Raw genomic sequence first — 22,453 nt, 5'->3', positions numbered from 1 at the left:
GAAACGCGTCAGGGGCTGGCCATCCGGTAAGAAACGTGACGTGGCCGACGTCCGACTCCTCCGATTCCGCTCCGCCGTGCCCCTCGCGCTGGCCGTGCTGCTCACGGCGTGCGCCACCACCTCCAATCAGCCCACCGGTCCGAAGGTGAAGTCCCTGGACATCGAGGGGACGAAGCAGGTGGACGACGGGGACATCAAGGACCGCATCCTCACGTCCTCCACGCCCTGGTACGCGTTCTGGCCCTTCGGCAAGGCGCACTACTTCGACACCAACGCGTGGCAGGCGGACCTGCGCCGCATCGAGCGCTTCTACCAGGCGCAGGGCTTCTACCAGGCGCAGGTGGAGTCCAACGAGGTCATCCCCGAAGGCGACAAGGCCGTGCGCCTCAAGGTGGTGGTCAACGAGGGCGCGCCCACCGTCATCGACCGCGTCGAAACGCACGGCCTGGAGTCCCTGGGCGAAGGGCCGGACCAGCCCTCGCAGCGCGAGCGGGAGCGCGTCCTGGAGGAGCTGCCGGTCAGGACCGGCGACGTGTTCCGCGAGGAGACGTGGACGGCCACCAAGGAGCTGGTGCTCCAGCGGCTCAAGGACCTGGGGTACGCGGAGGCGGAGGTGGGCGGCGAGGTGCGCGTGGACGTGGCCACGCAGAAGGCCGTGGTGGACCTGCAGATCGCCCCGGGCCTGCGCTACCGCTTCGGCAACATCTTCATCGCCACGGACGCGAACCCGCAGGTGCCGCCCCGCCGCATCATCGAACAGGCGCAGGGCGCGGTCATCAAGGGCGCCTTCTTCAGCGAAGCGGCGCTGGCGGAGGCGCAGGCGCGCGTCTTCCGCATGGGCGTGTTCGGCGCGGTGAAGGTGAACCGGGGCGCGCCGGACCGGCAGAACGCCACGGTGCCGGTGGTGGTGGACGTGCGTGAGTCGCCCTTCCACTCGCTGCGGCTGGGCGGCGGTATCGGCGTGGACGCCGCGCGGCAGGAAGCCCGCGTGCTGGGGGAGTGGACCAACCGCAACTTCCGCGGCGGCCTGCGCAGGCTCACGCTGCGCGGGCGCGTGGGCTACGCGTTCATCCCCAACGTGCTGGCGGCCCTCCGGAACGATGAGGGCTCCCAGGAGGCCCCCGTCTTCACCTTCACCACGGAGTTCGAGCAGCCGCGCTTCCTCTTCCGAGACGTGGCCCTGCAGGCCTCCATCACCGCGGAGAAGGGCCTCCAGCAGGCCTATTCGTTCTACGGCGGCTACCTCAAGACGGGCGTCATCTGGACGCCCCACCCGTCCTTCTCCGTCTTCCCCTCGTACAACCTGCAGCTCTACCGGCTGACCGGGCAGGTGAACCTGGAGGAGGGCGTCCCGCCCATCACCCTCGGCTGCGTGAACACGAACGCCCAGGGCAAGTGCGACCAGGCGCTGAGCTTCCTGGAGGTGGCGTTCGCCTGGGACCGCCGGGACGACCGCACCGAGCCGCGCGACGGCTACTACGTGGGCTTCTCCATCCAGAAGGGCGGCGGCCCCTTCTTCGGGCAGTACGACTACGTCCGGCTGCTGCCGGACCTGCGCTACTACCACTCCATTGGCGAGAAGAAGGAGCTGACGCTCGCGGTGAAGGTGCGCGCGGGAACGCTGGACCCGGCGGGCGGCGGCCAGAGCTCCATCGTCACCCGCTTCTTCTCCGGCGGCGCCACCGCGATGCGCGGCTTCAACGGCCAGCGGCTGTCCCCCATGACGCCGCTCCCGCCGACCTACAAGAAGGACGACGACGGCAACGTCCTGCTGGACGCGAACGGCAACCCCATCCTGGATTCCTGGGACACCGTGCCCGTGGGCGGTAACAGCCTCTTCGAGACCGCCGTGGAGCTGCGCTACATGCTCACGGACAGCCTGATGCTCGCCATCTTCTATGACTCCGGCCTCGTAGGCACGGAGGCGCTGTTCGGCAAGAACTCCGCCAGGCTGTTCGGTCCCGAGCACTACCACGCGGTGGGCGCCGGCCTGCGCTACCTCACGGTGGTGGGCCCCATCCGACTGGACCTTGCCCGGCGCTTGAACATCGGGCGGGGATTGCCCGTCAGCGATCCCGGATACATCTATCCGTCCTCGGGTGGATGCCTGGGCTTCGGACGCAAGTTCGACAAGGCCTCGACGTCCGCGGATGCAGCGTACGCGGGCGCCCCGGAAGGGCTCTGCGCGGTCCATATCTCCATCGGAGAGGCGTTTTGAGCGAACCCACGACCCCCGCCCCCTCCGCCCCGCCCCACCGGCGCAAGCGCTGGGGACAGCGGCTGTTGTGGGGGCTGCTTGGCCTGCTGGGGCTCATCGTCCTGCTGGTGGCGGGCGTGCTCGTGTACGCCACCAGTCCCGGTGGCTCCGCCCGCATCGCCCGCTTCGGCGTGGACCTGGCGAACAAGCAGTTCGCCGGCCGGCTGGAGCTGGGCGGGTTCGACCTGGACTTCAACGGCGCGGTCCTCACCGGCATCAAGCTGTACACGCCGGAAGGCGACCTGGCGGCGGAGATCGCCCGCGTGGAGGCGCGGCTGAACCTGTCGCCGCTGTTGGGCCAGCAGGTGGACCTGACGAAGGTCCGCATCGAGACGCCCCGCCTGTACCTGGTGCAGGACGAGCGCGGCCTCAACCTGATGCGCGCGCTGGAGCCCCGGGAGCCCAAGCCCGAGGAGCCTCCCACGGAGAGCCAGAGCGCCCTGCGCATCAACCTCAAGGACTTCGAGCTGAGCCACGGCTACGTGGACTTCCAGCAGGAGCTGCCGGACGGCGGCGAGCGCCAGGTGCGCCTGGAGGAGCTCGGCGCGAAGGGTGAGGGCCACTACGCGCTGGCGGACATGGACTTCGCCGCGGACCTCCAGGCCACGGGCGGCCTCACCCGTCCGCTCCAGGGGCCCGTGCGGCTGGTGCTCAAGGGCCAGGGCAAGGACGTGGTGCGCCAGGTGGACGCGCAGCTGGGGCTGGCGGGCATCGAGGCGGACCTGGGCGCGAAGCAGACGGGCGAGACGGCCGCGGCCGTGGAGCTGCGCCGGCTGGCCGTGCCGCCGGAGCCGGTGAAGGCCTTCGTGCCCGCGTACCCGCTGGTGGTGCCCATCGAGGCGAAGGGCACCGCGTCCATGGACGGCGACCTCGCGAAGGCGAAGCTGGGCGCGTCCGCGGGCAAGGCCACGCTGGACCTCACGGGCGACGTGAACCTCAAGACGTTCCGCACCTCGGAGACCACCGTGAAGGCGCGCGGGGTCAACCTGGCGGAGCTGATGGAGAACGGCATCCCCACCAACATCGCGGCGGACCTCGTCGCGCACGGCGGTGGCGACAGCGTGGAGACGCTGGACGGCGACGTGGCCCTCACGGTGACGCCGTCCGAGTTCCGCGGCCAGTCGGTGGGCCCCATCGAGATGAAGGCCAGCGCCAAGGACGGCCGCTACAACGTGGCCAACCTGCGCGTGATGATGCCGGGCGCGGCGTTCGTCGCGTCCGGCGAAGGCACCGCGAAGGCGCTGGAGGCGCGCGGCAGCCTGTCCGCGGGCAACCTGAAGCTCCTGTCGCAGGCGCTGGACAAGCTGTTGCCCGGCGGCACCGTGCCGCCCATGTCCGGCAGCGGCTCGCTGGAGCTCCAAGTGCGGGGGCCGCCGCGATCGCCGGGGGTGAAGGCGGACGGCAACTTCGTGGCGCTGAACTACGGCGACATCGCCATCCAGGACCTGTCGCTCAAGGCGAAAGTGCCGGACGTGACGCGCCCGCTCACCACCGACGCCACCGTGCTGGTGAGCCAGCTGAAGACCGCGGGCAAGACGTTCCGCGACCTGTCGCTGGCGCTCACCACCGACGACAACCGCGAGCTGAAGGCCAGCGTGCGCGTAGACGGCGACGCGCAAATCGCGCTGGGCGTGGAGGGCACGGTGGACGAGGACAACGAGGGGCTGGCCATGCGCGCCTTCTCGCTGTCCTGGCCGGAGGCCACCTGGACGCTCCAGCAGCCCACGCACCTGGCCTTCGGGGGCGGGCGCATCGCGCTGGAGCCGCCGCTGGCGCTCGCGTCGGGGCCGCAGACCCTGAAGCTCGCCGCGGTGAAGGACGGCGAGCGCGTGGACGCGCGCATCGACCTGGGCGCCTTCGACTTGTCGAAGCTGCCGCGCATCGCGGTGCCGGAGGACCTGGGCCTGGGCGGCACGCTGTCCGGCCATGTCGCGGCGAAGGGCCGGATGGCGCGGCCGGACGCGGACGTGGACCTCACCCTCGCGGACGGCAAGGCGCGCGGCTACGAGGGCCTGGGGCTCCAGGTGAAGGCACAATATGTGAAGGACCGCGCCACCGGCACGCTGGGCGCGGAGTTGAACGCGGCGCGCGTGTCGTCCAAGTTCGACGTGCCCGTGCAGGGCGTGCTGCGCCGGCGCAACGAGCCCCTGTCCCTGACGGTGAACCTGGAGAAGCTGGACGTCGCGGAGGTGCTGAAGCTGGCGAACCAGCCGCCCGGCCCCTCCGGCCAGGTCACCGGCACGCTGGTGGTGGACGGCTCCGCGAAGGACCCTCGGCTGGACTTGAAGGTGGTGGGCGCGGAGATGCGCTACCCCGGCCGGCCGGAGGCGCTCTTCGCGCAGGCGCTGGGCTTCGAGCTGCGCGCGAACTCCGACGCGAACGACGCCACGCTGGGCGCGCGGCTGGACGTGAAGGGCGTGGCGCCCCAGGCCTACGTCCTGGTGAAGACGCCCTTCACGCTGGGCGCGGTCATCGCGAAGCCGCCCACGCCCGCGCAGGCGCTGGAGGCGCCGCTGCACCTGGAGGCGCTGGTGGCGGAGCTGCCCCTGAAGCTGCTCCAGGGCGCGGAGGGCGTGGACAAGCCGGACGGCACGCTGACGCTGAAGGCGGACGTGAACGGAAGCGCGCTCGCGCCGCAGGGCCGCGTGGAGCTGCGGGCGAAGGGCGTCACCGCCAACGGCCTGCCGCCCCTCAACGGCACCGCGCTGGCGCTGGCGGGCAACGAGGACGTGAAGCTGACGCTGGACGTGCAGCGCCCCAACGGGCCGCTGGCCACGCTGGAGGCGCGCGTGCTGGCGCCGCTGGCCGCGCTCCAGGACCGCGAGGTGGTCAGCCGCGTGCCCTTCCGCATGAAGGGGCGCGTGGGGCCCGTGCCCCTGAACGAGATTCCCGGCATGGCGGTGGAGCCCGCGCAGGGCAACCGAGGCCCGCAGGGCGTGCTGTCCATGGAGCTGGTGGCGCGCGGCACGCCGGAGGCTCCGGAGCTGGAGCTGAACGCGGGCATGCAGCGCCTGGGCGTGGCGCAGACGGCGCTGGGCCAGGCGCGGCTGCACTACTCCTACTCGCAGGCGAAGTCCCTCTTCGACGCGATGCTCACCGCGCCCGGCGGCGGGTCGCTGCTCCTGGGCGGCACCATGGACCTGGACCTGTCGCTGCCCGCGTTCCAGTCCGCGCAGGGGCCCGCGAAGAAGGCGGAGCGGGCGCCGGTGGAGGTGTCGCTGCGCGCGCGCCGCTTCGACCCGACGTTCCTCTCCGGCATCTCCCCGTACGTGCGCTCGCTGGGCGGCATCATGCAGGCGGACGCGAACCTGGGCGGCACCGTGGGCGCGCCCACCTTCAAGGGCGACCTGGAGTGGAAGGACGGCCGGCTGGGGCTGATGGGCTTCGGCGAGTACCACGACATCCAGCTCGCGCTGAACGCGTCGCAGGAGCGCATCGACCTCAAGAAGCTCACCGCGAAGTCCGGCAACGGCACGCTGGAATTGACGGCCACCGCGAACCGCCAGGGCAAGAGCGGCGAGTTCGCGCTGGTGGGCAAGGGCCACACCAAGAACCTGCCCATCGTGGTGGAGGACCAGCTCATGGCCCTGCTGACGCTGAACCTGTCCATGAAGGGCAGCCTCACCGAACGGCTGGTGAACATCAGCGAGCTGTCCATCCCGGAGGCGCACGTCGAGTTGCCGGAGGCCAAGCGCAAGGACCTGCAGCCCCTGGAGCGCCCCGTGGACGTGGTGATGGTCCGCAACGGCGTGCCGGTGGACAAGCGCAAGAAGAAGGAGAAGGCGCCCACGCAGGTGGCCACGTCGCAGAAGGCGGAGAACCCCCGCAACGCACCGGACTCGCCCGGCATGCCCGGCAACCCGGAGCCCACCGTGGGCAGCGGCGGCGCGGGCGGACCCACGTCGCAGGCGGAGGCCGAGGCCCTGGCGGAGGACGGCGAGGAGGAGGCGCCGCAGCGCCAGTTCTGGGTGAACATCAACGCGCCCCGCAACCTGTGGGTGCGCGGCACGGACCTCAACGTCCAGTTGGGCCTGTCCGAGGGCTTCCGCGTCGAGTACGCCAACGAGGCGCGCATGTTCGGCGAGGTGATGGTGCTCCTGGGCCGCGTGGACGTGCTGGGCCGCCGCTTCGACGTGCAGCGCGACAGCCAGGTGCGCTTCACCGGCCCCGTGATGATGCCATACATCAACGTCACCGCCGAGCACCGCAACGACAACGCGAACGTCACCGTCTTCGTCACCGTGCGCGGCCAGGGCAAGGAGGTCACGCTGAAGACGACGAGCGAGCCGGCCCTGCCGGAGTCGGAAATCTACACGCTGCTCGCAACCGGCCGGCGCACGCTGGAGCGCGGCTCCGGTGCGTCCATGAACGCGGGCGCGCAGGCCGCTTCCGTGGTGGGCTCGTTCGTCGCCAACGAGGCGCGCAAGGCCATCGCCGCGAAGCTGCCCCTGGACGTGCTCTCCATCGAAGCGGGGGACAGCGGCATCGCCGGCACCAAGCTGGAGGTGGGCACGTACGTGACGGATAAAATCTACGTGGGCTACACCGGCCGCGTGGGCGCCAACCTCCAGAAGGGTGAGAACGCCAACGCCGTGCGCTTCCAGTACCTCTTCAGCCCGCGCTGGAGCCTGGAAGGCATGTACGGCGACGCGCGCTCCGGCGGCCTGGACCTCATCTGGACCAAGGACTACTGACCGCCCGGACACGTGAGTCCCGTCCGGGCGGCGGTGGGATGCCCTACAGCGCGTACGCCGCGTAGCACGTGCCCATGGGCCCCACGCCCGTGGTGCCCGCGCCCGGCGCGTCCCGCCACGCGCCCTCCGCGCCGCACTGCTGCCAGAGGGTGCTGCTCACCTGCACGCAGGTGCGCACGGGCACGCCGCGGCCCAGGCGCGTGGAGACGCAGTACGGGAAGGACACGTTGCAGTTGGACGGCTTCGTGGCGGTGCCGCCAATGAAGACGCCCTGCGAGCACTGACGCCACAGCGCGTCCGACGAACTCTGCACGCACGAGCCCTCCGGCACCGTGGCGTCCACCGTGCCGGAGTAGCAGCCCTCCGTCGTGCTGGTCAGCGTCCACGGGTACGCCGTCTTGTAGCGGTTGTAGATGGACGCCATCAGCGACGAGCCGCCCACCGTGGTGCGGCCACACTGGATGGCGTACGCGCCCACCCAGGGCGTGTACGTGTAGAGCGCGGCGGTGGCGTGGTTCACCGGCTTCACCGAGCACGGGTCGGACGTGGACTTCGTCACGCCCGTCTTCCAGCCGGAGATGGTGGCCCGGCCCGCCTCCAGGTCGGTGAGGTAGCCGCGCATCTTCTTCGCCGCGCACTCCACCTGCTTGCCGAAGCCCACGTATTGCGCGTCACAGCCGCTGGTGTCCGGACAGCCACAGCCGGTGGCCTTGCTCAGGTTGGTGGACGTGCCGCTCTGGATGAGGCTGGACTCGCCCTGGATGCGCGCCAGCATGTAGAGCGGGCTGATGTTGCTCGCCCGCGAGCGCTCCACGATGAGCGTCGCCGCCGTCTTGCCGTAGGCCGGGTCCGTGTAGCCCGCCAGGTACGAGCCCTGCTGCTGGAGGAACGCCTGCACCTGCGCCGGCGTGATGCCCGTCCCACCCGTGACGTCCGAGTCCTCCAGCAGGCGGTGCATGTCGTACTTCGTCGTCGCCTCCTGGAGCACCTGCCCGGTCAGTTCGTCAATCACGGGCTCGGGGGTCTCATCCAGGGGACCGCAGCCGGCCGCCAGCAGCGCCGGCACCAGCAGCACACACAAACGGAGCTTCATCACGCGCACCTCTCGAGGGGAACGCCGGCCGGGGGGCCGACGGGGCGAGCATGACTCAAGACTTTCCCGGAACGTGAGAATAACCCTCCAGCAGGGTGGGAGGAGGGCGGAGTAGAGTTCTGGACATCATGCGGACCCCTGCCCTGTTTCGTCGGAAGTGTTGGCCGTTCCTCGCCGCGGGCCTGCTGGCCGTGGCGGGCTGTTCGGATTCGAGTGAGCCCGGGGAGGAACCCGGGCCGGGCACGGACGGGCCCGGGGTGACGCCGGGCGACGGCTCGGAGTGCCTGGGCGCGAAGTTCCTCACCCCGCTGGGCAAGAGCACGGTGCTGGTGGGCGCGCAGATGGAGGACGACACCGCGAAGGCCGCGCCCTTCGACGTGCGCTACCTGTACCTCGCGGCGGGCCTGTTCGATTCGAAGGACGCGTGTAACTCGTGCGCGTCCGGGTGCACGTCCGACGGCGCGTCGTGCTCCAACAGCGGCGGCGGCTGCGGGTGGTGGGGCTGCTGGCAGTACGACCAGGAGCCGCCCGGTGCCTACGTGCGCGACTTCATCAAGGCCGCGCAGTCGAACGGGCAGATTCCCTTCATCACCTACTACGAGGCGTTCCAGGCCAGCGGCTACACCGAGGGCGAGGAGCAGCTGAAGGCGCTCAACGACTCGGCGTTCCTGGGCCGCTACCTCGCGGACTGGCGCTTCCTCTTGAAGCAGGTGGGCCAGGAGAAGGCGCTGCTGCAGATCGAGCCGGACATGTGGGCCTACCTCCAGTTCTTCCCCAAGGACGGCAAGGCGACCTCCACGCCCGTCGCGGTGAAGGCGGCGAACCCCACGGACTGCGGCACCCAGGAGAACAACGGGGCGGGCCTGGGCAGGTGCATGATCGCCATGGTGCGCAAGTACGCGCCCAACGCGAAGGTGGGCCTGCACGCGAGCGCGTGGGCGACGAAGACGGACGTGTCCCAGAATACGGATGCGTCGTTCGACGTGGCGGGCGAGGCGAACAAGGTCGCGGACTTCCTGCTGTCCGTGGGCGCGGGCGACACGGACTTCGTCACGGTGGAGGCGTCCGACCGCGACGCGGGCTGGTACGAGAAGACGACGGGCAGCGCGGCCTGGTGGGATCCGGAGAACCGCAAGCTGCCGCACTTCCAGCAGGCCTTCGGTTGGGCGAAGGCCGTGTCCACGCGGCTGGGCAAGCCGCACATCTGGTGGCAGCTGCCGGTGGGCAACATGTCCCTGCCCAACACCAATCAGAAGTGGCGCGACAACCGCGTGGACTACTTCCTCACGCACCCGGGTGAAGTGGCCGCCGCGGGCGGCGTGGGCATGCTCTTCGGCGCGGGCAACTACGAGCAGACCACGCCGGAGACGGACGGCGGCAACCTGGTGAAGCGCGTGAAGGCGTACAAGGACGCGGGTGGCCAGGCCGCGTGCGTGAAGAACTGAGCCGCTGAAGCAGTGCCGTGCGCCCGGCCTTCGCGCCGGGCGCCCCCGGACCGCCGTCGCCCCGCCGGGCTTTGATGGCGTCCAGATTCTCCCAGGGTCATCGCGCGCGCGGGATTCCGACAGCACTAGCTCAAACGAGTGACTGTCACTCCCCCTGTCCCTTCTCCAACTTGCGGCCCGTGAAGGGTGGAGGTCGCACCTGCGGGGGGGAAGCGATGACCAGCGCTGAGTACCTGTCCGATGTGGAGTCCCTCGACGCCATGGACCCCTGGGAGGGCGCGGATGCCCTCCAGGAGTTGGAGGACCTGGCGGATGAGTTCAGCGAGCTGGAGTCCTTCGAGGCGGAGGGCTTCGAGGAGGACCCCTTCGCCCCGGAGGGCTTCGAGCCCTCGGGCTTCGAGGATGACGGCTTCGAGGAGCTGTTCGCCGAGGCCGAGGCGGAGGACGCCTTCCTGGAGGAGGACGGCTTCGACGGCTTCGAGCCGAGCCCGACCAGCGGCCTGTTCGTGCCGGCCACCAGCAACCGGCTGGTGTCCGGTCCCGCCGCGGTGACGCTCGCGCGGGCGCTCAACCCCTTCGTCCTGGAGTCCATGGACGCGGATGACGCCGAGGCCTTCTTCCGCGGCATCACCCGGCGCATCCGCGGCGCCGCGCGAGGCATCGCCCGGGGCGTGCGGCGGGCGGGCCAGCTGGGGGCCGCGGCGCTGCGCCGCGCGGGTCCGTTGATTGCCCGTGCGCTGCCGGTGGTCCAGCGCGTGGCGGGGCTCGCGGGGCCGTGGGGACGCGTGGTCGCGGCGGGCATTGGCGCGGCGCAGGGGCTGCTGCGCGGACAGGGATTGCGCGGTGCGCTCGCGGGGGCGGTGGGTGGCCTGATTCCAGGCGTGGGCGGGCGCATCGCGTCCTCTGTCTTGCGCGGCGACGGCGCGGATGATGACGCGTCGCTGGACGCGCTGGCGGACATGGCGGACGCGCGGCAGGTGCCGGCCGCCGTGGCCCTGCCCCTGGGCGCGGGGCTCGCGGCGCGGGTGGTGACGCGGCAGGCGGTGCCCATGAGCACCGCGCTCGGTGGCGCCGCCCAGGGCGTGCTGCGAGCGCGCACGCGCGGCGTGGAGCAGCTCCTGATGCGGCTCTGCCATCAAACGCCGGGCACCGCGGGCCGGCGGCTGCGGCTGATGCGCCTCATCGCCCGGCTGGCGGCGGGGAACCTGCGCCTGCGCGGCCCGGGCGGCGCCATCACCGCCCTGCCGAGGGTGGTGCGGGGCGCGGGGCGCCGGGTGCTCACGCGCGCGGTCCAGGTGCCCTCGATGGGCGTCGTTCCGCCGCGCCTGGCCGCGCGGCGGGTGCATGCCCGGCGGCACGCGCTGCGCCACATCCCCGTCTCCGTGGTCAGCGCCGCGAGCGTCCGGCGCGCCTAGGTGAACCCACTCAAGAAGTCTTCAGGACAAGGAGGAGGACCCATGCAACCGCAGCCTTTCGAAGAGGAGTTTTCGAGCCAGGGCGATGAGATGTCCGACCTGTTGGCAGAGGGCGAGGAGGGCTTCGAGGACGAAGGCATGGAGGAGGGCTTCGAGGGCGAGGGCTTCGAGGCCGAGGGCATGATGGAGGAGGGCTTCGAGGGCGAGGGCTTCGAGGCCGAGGGCATGGAGGAGGGCTTCGAGGCCGAGGGCTTCGAGGCCGAGGGCATGGAGGAGGGCTTCGAGGAGAACCCCACCAACATGGAGGAGCCCTTCGAGGGCGAAGGCTTCGAGATGGACAACCCCAACGCCCTGGAGGACGCCTTCGCGGACGCGATGGACGCCCAGGACGAGGACGAGTTCCTCCGCCGCCTGGCGGCCGGCGCGCGAAGGCTCGCCACCGTGGCCGGGCCCACCTTCCAGCGCATCCGCCGCAGGGCCATGCCCATCGCCATGAGGCTCATCCGCCAGGCCGCGCCCCGGCTGGGCGGCATCGCGGGCCAGGAGATTGGCCGCACCCTGGGAGGGCTGCTCCGCGCGGACGCGATGGACGCCTTCGCGGACGCCGCCGGTGACTACGCCAGCGACGAGGACATGGACGCCTTCAACCGCGTGCTGGGCGGGCTGGCGGCGCGGCACGTGGTGCGCTCCACCCTGTCTCCCGCGCGCCGCCGGCAGTCGCCCCAGCAGGCCCGGGCGCTGGGACGCGCGGTGGGCCAGATGACGACGCAGCTCGCCTCGCGCATCAGCCAGCGCTACGGCCCGCGGGCCCTGCCGGCGGTGACGCGCGTGGTGCGCCAGGTGACGCGGCTGGTGCGCCAGCAGGGCGCGAGCCCCCAGGCGGTGCCGCGGATGCTGCGCCGCATTGGCGGGCGCGTCATCTCCAACCCGCGCGTGGTGCGCCGCCTGGCCCGCACGAGCGCCGCCGTGCGGCAGCTCCGGGCGCGCGCGGGCCTGCGCCGGACGGGGCCGCGCGGCCGGACGAATCCCATGATGGGCGGCGGCCCCGGCCTGCGCCGGCTGCGGACCGTCACGCTGCGGGGGCCGGTGCGCGTCATCGTTCGGTGAACCAGGGGGCGTGGGCGGCAAGGGGGAGGCGGGCACATGGCGGACACGCTTCAGCGGTTCCTGCGGGCCAAGGTCCAGAGCATCACGTTCCGGGCGGGGCGGCTGTCGCGCCTCACGCCACAGGACGTGGGCATCCGGCCCCGGGACGTCCCCTACGCCCCCTCCGCCGCGCACTTCGCCGCGGCCAACACGCGCCTGGGCGAAATCGACCGGGACGTGCGCCGCGCCCTGGCGCGGCTCAACGGCCGGCTGCGCGACGCCCCGCTCAGCTCCGAGGAGGTGCTGGAGCGCAACGCGCTGCTGGAGCGCGAAATCGACCGCGCCCGCCGCGCCTACGGCCTCTTCTTCGACGTCTTCAGCCAGCGGGGCACGCGGTTCGCGCCAGCGCTGGCGGCCTGCGACGCCATCGCGGTGGACTGCTTCCAGGCGGTGCGCCAGGCCGCGCCAGGCCTCCTGGACGGCCCCGTGCTCAAGCCGCTCACCTACCTGGAGCACGGCTTCTCTCCGGCCACCTTCCGGCGCGGCGTGTTGCTGAGCCGGCTGCTCGGGGAGCGCAACCCCTTCCCGCTCATCCGCGTGCCCTACGAGCGCGTGGAGGCCCCGTGGGGCATGGGCGTCATCCTCCACGAAATCGGCCACAACCTGCAGGCCGACCTGGGCATCTGGCAGGAGACGCAGGTGGCGCTCCAGCGGCGGGTGCTGCACGCCACCGGCAACCCGTGGCTCACGCGCCTGTGGGGCCGCTGGCACAAGGAGATCTTCGCGGACCTCATCGCGTGCCTGCTCGGAGGGCCCGCGTCGGTGCACTCGATGAAGGACTTCCTCGCGTACCCGTCGTCGCGGGTGCTGACGTTCCATCCGCTCAGCGCGCACCCCACGCCCTTCCTGCGGGTCTTCATCCAGGCGGAGATGCTCCGGCGCATGGGCTTCATCCACCGGGCCTGCGACGTGCGCGACAACTGGGACCGGCTGTACCGCGCGCGGCTGCCCTTCGCGCGCATCCCACGGCTGCTCCTGAGCACGGCGACGCGGCTCATCCCCCATGTCGTGGATGAGATTGCGTTCCAGCCCCGCCGGGGCCTGGCACAGCGCGCGCTGGTGGACGTGGTGCCCTTCTGGCCGTCGGACCAGGAGCGCATCGACCGGGGCGCGGAGTCATTGGCGCGCGGGCACATCCCGCCGGGCCTTCCGCCGCGCCACGTGGTGAGCGCCAGCCGCGAGGCGCTCGAACGAAGGCTGGCCTCGCCCGAGCGCATCTCGCGCACGGTGCTCAATCATCTGGTGAAGCTCGGCACGCGCAACGCGCGGATGCCGGGCATGGGCGTCACCCTGGCCGCATGACAGGACCTCAAGGGAGGGACGATGTACGAGAACGTGAAGGGGAGAAGCCCCGCCGCGACCATCGAGTTGGCCTCGAGCGCGAAGTCGAAGTTCGACGAGTTCCTGCGCCGTCAGCTCGGCGTGTCCGACGCGCGTGACCCTCAGGCGGTGGTGTACGCGCTGCGCAAGCTCTACCCGACCACGGCCGCGCGCCTGGACGACGAGAGCCGCGGCCAGCCCATCCGCGTCTCGGCCACGCCCGAGCCGGCCATGACCCCGATGACCGGCATCCTGGACTCGCCGGGCCAGCGGCGCTTCCGCCAGGAGCGCAAGGCGCTGGTGGACGACCTGGAGATCGCGGTGAACCTGGCCTCCAACCGCGACTTCAAGGCGCCGATGTGCGGCTGGCGCGACTCCATCCTCGCGGAGCTGGATGAAGGCGAGGCCGCGGCGAACCTGGCGGTGGACCCCGTGTCGCGCGACCGGGCCTTCTATTCCATCCGCAAGCTGGGGGACACCGCGCGCGTGGCGCGCCTGGTGGGGATGGTGAACCCCACGGTGGTCCAGGAGTTCGGCCGGCTCGCGGCGACCATTGACGACAACGCCACGCTCCTGCGCATCCTGGCGGGCGAGGCGCTCTTCCGCGCGGGCTTCGACAAGGGCGGCACGGTGTTCCAGGTGGCGCTCCAGGACCTGCGCCAGCGCCGCGAGGCGCTCATCAACTCGCTGGAGCAGCTCACCGCCACCTCCATCCAGGAGGGCTACGACGACTGGGGTGACGGCCAGGCGTCCTACGGCAAGCTGTTGGATCAGCTGCGCGCCCGGGGGCAGTCGGACCTGCGCGCCATCGTCCGGCCGGATGCCATGTCGCGGCTGTTGGACGTGCTCCTGAACCACGCGCCCCGGCAGAATTCAGAGGACATGCGCGGCATCGCGTCCGCGGTGCCCGTGGAGCTCATCCAACTGCGGCGCCTGCGGGACGTGGCCGGCAGCCTGCTGGACACGTCCACCACCTCCTTCTCCAACTCCAACGGCACCAGCCGGGGCGTCGCGCTGAACGCGAAGGTCCAGGGAGCCTCCGCGCCCCTGGCCGCCTTCGTGGAAGCGCTGACGCTCTTCATCGACGCGTTCGACCGGCCCAACGCTGGGGCGCGGCTGCTCAACCTGGTGCTCCCCGTCCCGCTGACCTTCCGGGACCTGACGGGCAAGGAGCAGGAGCTGAACGACAAGTTCCGGGAGCGCAACGACACCCAGGAGCTCATCGAGGACCTCCTGATGGACCCCAGCACGTCGGTGGAGTTCTGGAAGGAGCTGGCCCGGTTGGACCGCAAGCTCTACCACATCGACCGGATCATCGACCTGTTCCTCCTGGACTACGACGAGGCCGTGGTGCCGGGCGGCAACCGCGTGGACCTCCACGAGGAGATGATCGAGCAGTTGGACGACAACGTGGACGTCTTCAACGTGAGCCCGGCCTTCCTGCGGGAGCAGTGCGGCCTGGAGGAGGACTCGCTGGAGCTGGCGAAGACGCTGACCCAGGAGGCGCCCGGTCAGGCGGAGGAGATCGAGGACGACCGGAACCACAAGTACGGCTTCCCGGAGGGAGCGCACTGCAACACCGGCGAGCCGTTCACGGTGCCTCCGCCGATCCGCGTCTCGCTGGACCGCATCGAGAAGGACCTGGAGCCGCGCATCATCAACCCCGGGGCCGTGGAGCACCCGATGGAAGCGGAAGGCGGCGAGCGGGAGGCGCCTGCCTCCGCCACGGTGGGCAACGGGGCCAGCATGGACGACGTGGCCTCGCTCATCGAGAGGAGCCGGGCGCGCATCATGACGGACGTGAAGCAGCAGCTGGAGGCCCAGGGGCCGGAGCTGGCCCGTCAGCTGGAGCAGGCGTTCTCGGATCAGCTCAAGGCCGTGGAGCGCATCATCGCCGGCAAGGAGCGGCACGGCGCGGACAGCCGGCCCACGCCGTCCAACGGGCACGCCAAGTCGGGCCACACGCGCCGCCATGTCCGCCACGCGCGCAAGCCGTGAGCGCGCGCGCACCGGACTGAAACCCTTTCCTTCAACGTCATTGACCCAGGTGGCATGCCATGAGCATCGGTACGGCAGAAGCCCTTCAGCGGCTGTTCTCGCAGTGGAAGCGGGAAGTCCTCGCCAACGTCACGTCGGATGAGCAGCGCTCGGAGCTGCAGAAGCAGCTGGCGCTCCGGGAGGAGGAGCTGCTCGCCAGCGCCTCCGACGGCTCGACGGCGTCGCTCTTCTCCGACCTGATGGGGTTGGACAAGAACGGCGCGCCCTCCTTCGACTCCATCAGCCGGCCGGTGCTCGTCCAGGACTTCGACGAGTCCGTCATCGAGACGCAGCTCCACGCGACCGCGGAGCTCTATTACATCTACCAGCACGAGCGGATGAAGGTGTTCCAGGTGGCGGGCGTGCTCCTGCGCCTCTTCCACGACGGGCGCATGCGCATCCAGCGGGGCCCCGGCGCGCGGGCGCTGTACCTGATGGAGAAGCACCAGCCGCTGCGCTACAAGCCGCGCGACCGGCAGCTCGCGTACCGGCGCGCCTTCAACTACGGCAGCCTGGCGGCGCCGCCGGGCGCGGTGATGTTCCGCAACTTCCACCGCGAGTTCGTCGCCTTCGTGTCCGCCATCGCGCAGTACTTCCGCGACCTGCTCATCGGTGAGGTCATCCGCGGCTCGCAGCAGCTCAACGAGCGGCCCTTCGCGAGCCAGGCCACCATCCAGCGGCTGGGCACGGACATCCGCTGGCAGATTGACCGCGCCACCTACGGCAACATCCTGGCGCTCACCGTGGAGGTGGGCGAGTACCTCAAGACCATCCTCGACGCGATGGAGACGCCGGACATCAAGAAGGCCTTCGACGCGAACACCAAGTGGGACGTGATTGAAGTGGTGTCGCAGCGCTACCTGGGCGGCACGGGGGAGATTTCGCAGCGCTCGAAGATGGCGGACGCGGGGCGCCTGCTGCTCAACTTCATCGCGGACAACCCGTTCAAGACGCGCGACTTCAGGGACTTCCAGACGGAGGTGATGCCGCTGGGCCCGGTGGCCGAAGAGTGGATCGCCGCGTACCGGATGACGCCGGATGGCCGCTCGTTCCGGGGCGTGTCCCCCACCCTGCGCACGACGCTGGGCATCACCAGCCCCGCGCCGGCGATCCGCTGAAGAAGGGAGGCGCGCCATGGACATCCCGCTGCAACCCCTGATGGAGGCGAGCACGGGGGCCGCCTCGGCGCCGCGCACCAACGTGTCGCGGATGGTGGCCTCGGCGGTGGCGGGCCAGGTGTCGCACCCCATCGTGCGTGCGTCGCCGTACCGCATTGGCCGGGATGGGGTGCCCCGGCTGGTGCCGGGCAGCGGCGGCATCGTGCTCAACCGCCGCGTGGGAGACCGCGCGGTGGGGCTGGCGGCGGACCACATGGAAGCGGGTGTGTCGCTGCACAACACGGGGAAGGACGACGTCGGCCAGCGCGGCGGCTCCAACCGGGCGCTGATGTTCTATGCGTGCGTGGGCAACCGCGCGCGCGTGACGACCGGCCCCGCGAGGGGCGCCGTGGGCACGGTGGTGGGCAAGCACGGCGGCATCAACCACGTCATCGTGGACTTCCCGCCCGCGGTGAAGCGCCGGCTGTGCATCGGGGACCGCGTGCAGTTGGATGCGTATGGCCAGGGGCTGGAGCTGCCGGACTTCCCGCGGGTGCGGGCGCTGAACCTGTCGCCCCGGCTGCTGCGGCGCTGGGGCATCCGGACGGAAGCGGGGCGGTTGGTGGTCCCCGTGACGCACACGGTGCCGGCGGAGCTGATGGGCTCGGGCTTCGGGCGTTCGGAGGGCGTGCTGGGGGACCTGGACATCCAGTTGTCGGATGCACGGCGGGTGCGCAGGCACCGGCTGGACGCGCTCCGGCTGGGGGACCTGGTGGCCATCTGCCCGTTGGACTACCGCTTCGGGCCCTCGCGGCGGGCGGGCATCGTCACCGTGGGGGTGGTGGTGCATTCGGACAGCAAGGTGGCGGGGCACGGGCCCGGGGTGACGCCGCTGCTCATCTGTCCGGCGGAGTGCGTGCGGCTGGCGTGCCGGCCGCAGGCCAACGTGGCGCTCGTGCTGGGGCTGCGCCGGAGCGTGGCGCCTCCAGCGCGCGGGCCTTCACGGGGTCCGTGGTAGGGACACCGCGCCCAGGCAGCGCGACACCATGGCCGCGCGGGTGTCCACGCCCAGCTTGACGAAGATGCGTCGCAGGTGGGCCGCCACGGTCCACGTGCTGATGTGGAGCTTCGTGGCGATCTCCTTGTTGCCCCAGCCCGCGCAGACGCATGAGACGACCTGCAGCTCGCGCGAGGTGAGCAGCCGAGCCTCGGCCGCGGGCGTCGTCGTCGGAGGGTTCGCGGAGTCCTCCGCGGGCACCAGGTGGTAGCGCTGACCGTTGAGGATGAGCTCGCCGGCCAGGGCGCGGTTCTGCTCCTGGGGCGCGGCCGGGGCGTTGGGGTCGGGGACCACGAGCAGGACATGGCTCCCGGGTGGAAGAGGCGTCCGCATGGCGTGCGCTAGGCCGGATCCGCCAGCTCGGGAGAGGTGAGGATGCGCCAGACCTCGGAGGCTTCGCGTGAGCGGCCGGAGGCGCGCAGGTCCTCCGCGAGGTGTTCTCCCGCGGCGGGTGGCTCCGGCCGTTCGCGAGCAAGCGTCACGAGCCTCGTGACGCCGCCGTGGCCGAAGCGAAGCTCGGAGTGGAAGAGCAGCGCCAGCGCGCGGGCCGAGGCGAAGAGTCCACCGGGTGCGTCCACGGCGGTCTCCGCCTGCGCGCAGGAGTCGAGCATGGGGCGGAGCACGTGCGTGACGAGCGTCTCGAGCTGCGCCCGTTGAGCGCCGCGCTCCCGGCCGGCCCGGGCGAGCGCCGCGATCAGCCGTGGGTCTTCAGCGAACTGGGCCGTGGCATCGAATCCCAGCCGTCCGAGGCACGCGTCGAATGCCTCGGGTTCATGCTGCTTCCAGTGAGCGAGCGCGGCGATGAGCGTAGGCCCTGACAAAGGCCAGGCGCCCCATCGGGGCGCTCCGCCGGACGGGGGCTCGGAGGTGACGGAGTCGAACGGGTGCCCGAACCAGGCGAGGACGAACTCGAGGGCGCGGGACTGGGGCTCCGTGAGGCCTGACCCCATGAGCGCCTCACGCGAAGGCGCACACGGGCCACGCACCGCGACGGTGCCGCGATGGATGGGCCTGCCGCCCTCGCTGCCCAGGACGACTCGCGCGCCATCCGGGAAGGTGACCACGGGCCCCTGGAGCCGGAGCTCCTCACGGGCCGCGCGGAAGGGAGAGTCCTGCACGTCCGCCGCGCGGAACTGGGACTCGGTGAAGAAGTCGGTTCCGGCTCGGAGGTGGACGTCCTCCTCCAGGGATACGCGGCCCCGTGCCGGCCCGGACTCCCTGAAGGGGTCCGCACCGGAGCGCGCGTGAGGGTTTGCCTCACGGGCCGAACGACCCGAGGCCACCGCTGGCGTCGCGAACGGATCCGCGCCACCGTCAGAGTGGCGGTTCTTCTCACGAACCGAACGGGTGGAGGCCATCTCTGGCTCCCTGAATGGATCCGAACCCGAGCGAGCGTAGCGGCCTGCATCCTGGGCCGAACGAGCAGCCGCCGCCTCCAGCGCGAACGGGTCCGCATCACTGTTCGAATGGCGGCTCGCCTCACGCCCAGAACGAGCAACATCCTCCCTTGACGCAGTGAACGGATCCGCCTCGGAGTTCGAATGGCGCCTCATCTCACGCTCCGAACGAACAGCATCTGTCCCAGATGCGAGCAGGTCCGCAGCAGCGCCCGAATGGCGTCTCCCCTCACGATGCGAATGAGCAGCAGCCGCTTCCGACGCTGGCGGTTCCGCGGCACTGCTCGAATGACGCCTCGCCTCACGCTCTAAACGAGCACCCGCGGCCTTTGACGCGAACAGATCCGCAGCAGCGCCCGAATGGCGTCTCCCCTCACGATGCGAATGAGGAGCAACCGTTTCCGACACTGGCGATTCCGCGGCGCTGCTCGAATGGCGCCTCTCCTCTCGCTGCGAGCGAGCAGAAGCCGCAACTGGCGGCGCGAACGGATCCGCGTCGGCGCTCAAGTGGCGATTTTCATCATGGGCCGGGCGTCCCGATGCCCTCGACATACGGGATGCCCGTTCGCTGAATGGCTCCGACTCAAGGCGACGCTCCTCGCGCGCCGAGCGAGCGGAATCGACGCGGGGCTGCTGCTCGCCGAATGGAGTCGCTTCGTGCCGGCGCTCCTCACGGGGTGCGCGGGGAGAAGCAGTGGGGCTGTCTTGCGTCATCCGGGGTCGGGGCGCGGACTCCGCGAGCGAGCCGCGGCTGGGATGCGGAGGGCGCATGCCATCACGGGCCCGACGGGAGGAATCGGAGGGGCCGTCCTGCATCTCCCTGGAGCGGGACGAAGGCTCATCGCGCGAACCTCGGCCGGGACGTAGAGGGTGCAGGCCCTCACCGGAGGAACGAGACGAAGCAGCGGTTTCCCCCTGTGTCATCCGGCTTCGAGGCGCGGACTCAGCGGGTGAGCTGGAACCCGCTCGTGGAGGATGCATGCCGTCACGTGCGGCACCAGGGGCATTGGAAGCAGAAGCAGTACGGGACCTCGCCTCCGAGAACGGCGCACGGTCAGGACGCACAGGGCGCCCCTCTCCCCGGGTCTCGCGAGAGGAGGCATGACGGCTGGGTCTTGGCTCAGCGAACGGGTCGGAGGCCGGACGAGGAGGACGCAGCGGCAAACCCGCTGTCTCCGGTGCTTCGCCTTCCCGCGTAGAGGAAGGAGGCCTGGAGCCACGCCGCTCCCGGGCCGCGCGGGAGGAGTCAGCGGGCCCGCCCTGCGTCATCCGGCCGCCTGTGCCGGAGTCATCGAGCGGATCCTCCTGTGAGAAGGGATCATCCCGTTCGAGGTCGGAGACCCAGCGGTCCAGGAGCGACATCACGCCTTGGGAGGCAACGGGCGCACTGTTCCGCTTCCGCCCCGATTCATCACCAGCCACGGCAACCTCCCCTGCGAACCAGCCTGCCCACGCACAGTAGGAATCACCCTTGCGCAGGGAAGTTCGACCCGGAGCCGGGTTCCACGGTTGAGTTCAGGATGGAGGCACCACGGCGGACCGCCAGGACGACAGTGCCCTCATCCCGGAAGGCTGTGCTCACGCCAGGTCGCCTGCTCTCGACGCGTGCTCAGAACAGGCGCGAGTACGTGGACGGAGCCCCGGGCCGTGGCGTCCAGCGCTTCGCATCACGGGGCAGCCACAGGAGCTGGAAGGCTTCGGCGCGCCCTTCATAGCGAAGGGTGTGCTCGCCCCGGGACAGCGTGAACTCAGGCGTGGTGATGCGCTCGCCATCGATGAACAGCGCACCGGCGTCGAGCGTGCTCGCGGGCTGGACGAAGTACCGGTCGGCGCGCACCGCGAGGAAGTGATCCTCCAGGGCGCCGGAGCCCGAGGGCACGCGGTAGCGCTGTCCCCACAGGAACAGGTCACCGTCGTAGGGCTGGTAGTGCGCGTCGAGGAAGCGGCGCAGCGCCGGAGGAAGACCGGAGGTACGCAGGTCATCCACCCGCAGCACACAGCCCTGCTCCACGAGCGCCCGGGGCATCTCGTCGGACAGCAGACCCACGAGCGAGCCGCGCAGATACGCGTCCGTGTAGAAGTAGAAGTGAGAGTGAGGGCGGCTCACATAGCCCCCCGAGTTGTCGTAGACGACATCCTCCGGTCCCGTGAGCGCGGCGATGCGAGCAAGCACCTCGCGCTGCCGGGCATTGCCGCCGCCGTCCAGCAAGGCCTCCACCCGCGCGGCCTGGACAACGAACAGGCCGCCCAGCCCGGCAAGCCCCAAGGTCCGCGCAGCGGGGGTGCGCAATCCAGAGAGCACGATGAGGAGGCCGCGAGCGGCGAGGGGCGCGAGCACGCCCAGAAAGGGCAACAGGCTGTACGGGAACGGAGCGCGCTGGAGCGCATAGGCGCCGAAGGTCGCGGGCACGGCCACGACCAGGAGCAGGTCGGGGGTGCGAGGGTGCTTCCGCAAGCGAAGGAACGTGGCGACGAGCCCGACGGTAGCGAGGAGGAAGAACGCGGGTTGTGCTCCCATCGCCGGCACTAGGTATTCGCGCCAGGAGAAACCCGGATAGTGGCGCTGGTGTTCGGAAGCCCAGACGAAGCACCACCGCCACCATGCGCCCCACGAGTCCGTCACCGTGAGGTAGGCGGCCACCGAGCCCGTCGCAACGGCGATGCCCATGAAGAAGGCGCGAGGCGCGGCGATGAGCGAGGGAGAAGCGTTCCTACGCGGCAGGAGGTCCACCAGGAGCACCGCGGCCACGAGTCCGCCAAAGAAGAGCGCTTTCTGGGAGCCCCACACGGAGGCAACGAGCAAAGCACCTGAGAGGAACGATGAACGGACGGAGCCGGGCTGCACGGACAGCGCAGCGAGTGCGCCCAGGAAGAGCGCGGCGGTGAGCGCATCCGGGCGCACCTCGGTGGCGAAGTGCAGGAAGCCAGGGGTGCAGAGCAGCAGCACTGGCGCCAGGAGCGCGGCGATGCGTCCTTCGCGCCGGTTGAGGAAGAACACGGAGACACACGTCCCCGCGAGCGGCACGAGCATCGCGGCCCGGAGCGCGAGCACGTTGCGCGGATCATCTCCCAGCAGCCGGAACAGAGGCGCCAGCAGTTGGTACACGAGAGGGAAGTGGACCTCGAAGAAGTCGCGGTAGGGCACCTGCCCGTGGGCCATGAGCCACGCGGCATGGGCGTACTGGAATTCGTCGATGCTGAATGCCTTGTGCAGTGCGAGGCGCGAGGCCTGGAGCGCGAGCACGCCCAGGACGACACCCAGCCCCCACCGCAAGGCCCGGGGCTCCGTCATCGGCGCCGTCATACCGCGAAAGCAAGCCCGGCATCAGGCGCAGGAAGGGGCACGGTCCGCCCCGAGTGGTCCCAAACCTGTCCGACTGTCGGACAAGTTCCCGCAGCCCAAGCCCAGGTGGACCAGTGGCCCCCGAACCGGGGCCCCAAAACTTGTCCGACTGTCGGACAAGTTCTCGCAGCCCAGGTGGACCAGTGGCCCCC

At 70.8% G+C, this 22,453-nt stretch carries 13 protein-coding genes; 9 read left to right on the top strand and 4 right to left on the bottom strand.

Annotated elements, in window-relative coordinates:
- The first annotated feature begins 40 nt into the window (after positions 1-40).
- Positions 41-2,218 (top strand): BamA/TamA family outer membrane protein, encoded by a 2,178-nt coding sequence (locus JYJ93_RS08265; protein ID WP_269012817.1) that lies wholly within the window; start codon positions 41-43, stop codon positions 2,216-2,218.
- Positions 2,215-6,951 carry a translocation/assembly module TamB gene (locus JYJ93_RS08260; RefSeq protein ID WP_206787745.1) on the top strand — a complete coding sequence of 1,579 codons (4,737 nt, stop codon included), beginning with the start codon at positions 2,215-2,217 and terminating at the stop codon, positions 6,949-6,951. Before JYJ93_RS08265 ends, JYJ93_RS08260 begins: the two co-directional genes overlap by 4 nt.
- 43 nt (positions 6,952-6,994) lie before the next feature.
- Here JYJ93_RS08260 and JYJ93_RS08255 read toward each other — a convergent pair whose 3' ends face one another.
- A complete protein-coding gene (locus JYJ93_RS08255; protein WP_206787743.1) occupies positions 6,995-8,044 on the bottom strand; it encodes a hypothetical protein in 1,050 nt (349 codons plus the stop codon).
- A gap of 128 nt (positions 8,045-8,172) precedes the next feature.
- Here JYJ93_RS08255 and JYJ93_RS08250 point away from each other — a divergent pair, with 128 nt between their 5' ends.
- From JYJ93_RS08250 to JYJ93_RS08220, 7 genes are all read left to right on the top strand, one after another.
- Positions 8,173-9,489, top strand: a complete 1,317-nt coding sequence (locus JYJ93_RS08250; protein ID WP_242543727.1) for a hypothetical protein — start codon at positions 8,173-8,175, stop codon at positions 9,487-9,489.
- Between the two features lie 215 nt (positions 9,490-9,704).
- Entirely contained in the window at positions 9,705-10,904 is a 1,200-nt protein-coding gene (locus JYJ93_RS08245; protein WP_206787741.1) for a hypothetical protein, read from the top strand.
- Between the two features lie 42 nt (positions 10,905-10,946).
- Entirely contained in the window at positions 10,947-12,011 is a 1,065-nt protein-coding gene (locus JYJ93_RS08240; RefSeq protein ID WP_206787739.1) for a hypothetical protein, read from the top strand.
- 36 nt (positions 12,012-12,047) lie between these two features.
- Positions 12,048-13,352, top strand: coding sequence for a hypothetical protein (locus JYJ93_RS08235; protein WP_206787737.1), 1,305 nt, complete (start codon positions 12,048-12,050; stop codon positions 13,350-13,352).
- Positions 13,353-13,373: 21 nt separating this feature from the next.
- Positions 13,374-15,368 carry a hypothetical protein gene (locus JYJ93_RS08230; RefSeq protein WP_206787735.1) on the top strand — a complete coding sequence of 665 codons (1,995 nt, stop codon included), beginning with the start codon at positions 13,374-13,376 and terminating at the stop codon, positions 15,366-15,368.
- Between the two features lie 59 nt (positions 15,369-15,427).
- Entirely contained in the window at positions 15,428-16,525 is a 1,098-nt protein-coding gene (locus JYJ93_RS08225; protein ID WP_206787734.1) for a hypothetical protein, read from the top strand.
- A gap of 16 nt (positions 16,526-16,541) precedes the next feature.
- A complete protein-coding gene (locus JYJ93_RS08220) occupies positions 16,542-17,522 on the top strand; it encodes a DUF4438 domain-containing protein (RefSeq protein ID WP_206787733.1) in 981 nt (326 codons plus the stop codon).
- On the opposite strand, the gene JYJ93_RS08215 is transcribed toward JYJ93_RS08220, so the two are convergent.
- The 3 genes from JYJ93_RS08215 to JYJ93_RS08205 all read right to left on the bottom strand — a co-directional run bounded on the left by JYJ93_RS08215 (position 17,505) and on the right by JYJ93_RS08205 (position 22,250).
- Positions 17,505-17,894 carry a LuxR C-terminal-related transcriptional regulator gene (locus JYJ93_RS08215; RefSeq protein ID WP_206787732.1) on the bottom strand — a complete coding sequence of 130 codons (390 nt, stop codon included), beginning with the start codon at positions 17,892-17,894 and terminating at the stop codon, positions 17,505-17,507. The genes JYJ93_RS08220 and JYJ93_RS08215 overlap by 18 nt on opposite strands.
- 8 nt (positions 17,895-17,902) lie before the next feature.
- On the bottom strand, positions 17,903-18,919 hold the full coding sequence (locus JYJ93_RS08210; RefSeq protein ID WP_242543726.1) for a hypothetical protein: 1,017 nt from the start codon (positions 18,917-18,919) through the stop codon (positions 17,903-17,905).
- Positions 18,920-20,567: 1,648 nt separating this feature from the next.
- Positions 20,568-22,250, bottom strand: a complete 1,683-nt coding sequence (locus JYJ93_RS08205; protein WP_242543725.1) for a hypothetical protein — start codon at positions 22,248-22,250, stop codon at positions 20,568-20,570.
- Positions 22,251-22,453: the final 203 nt, after the last annotated feature.

Source organism: Corallococcus sp. NCSPR001 (assembly GCF_017309135.1).
GTDB lineage: Bacteria > Myxococcota > Myxococcia > Myxococcales > Myxococcaceae > Corallococcus.
The sequence above is the reverse complement of the archived record's forward strand: the minus strand, read 5'-3'. Positions and strand labels throughout refer to the sequence as shown.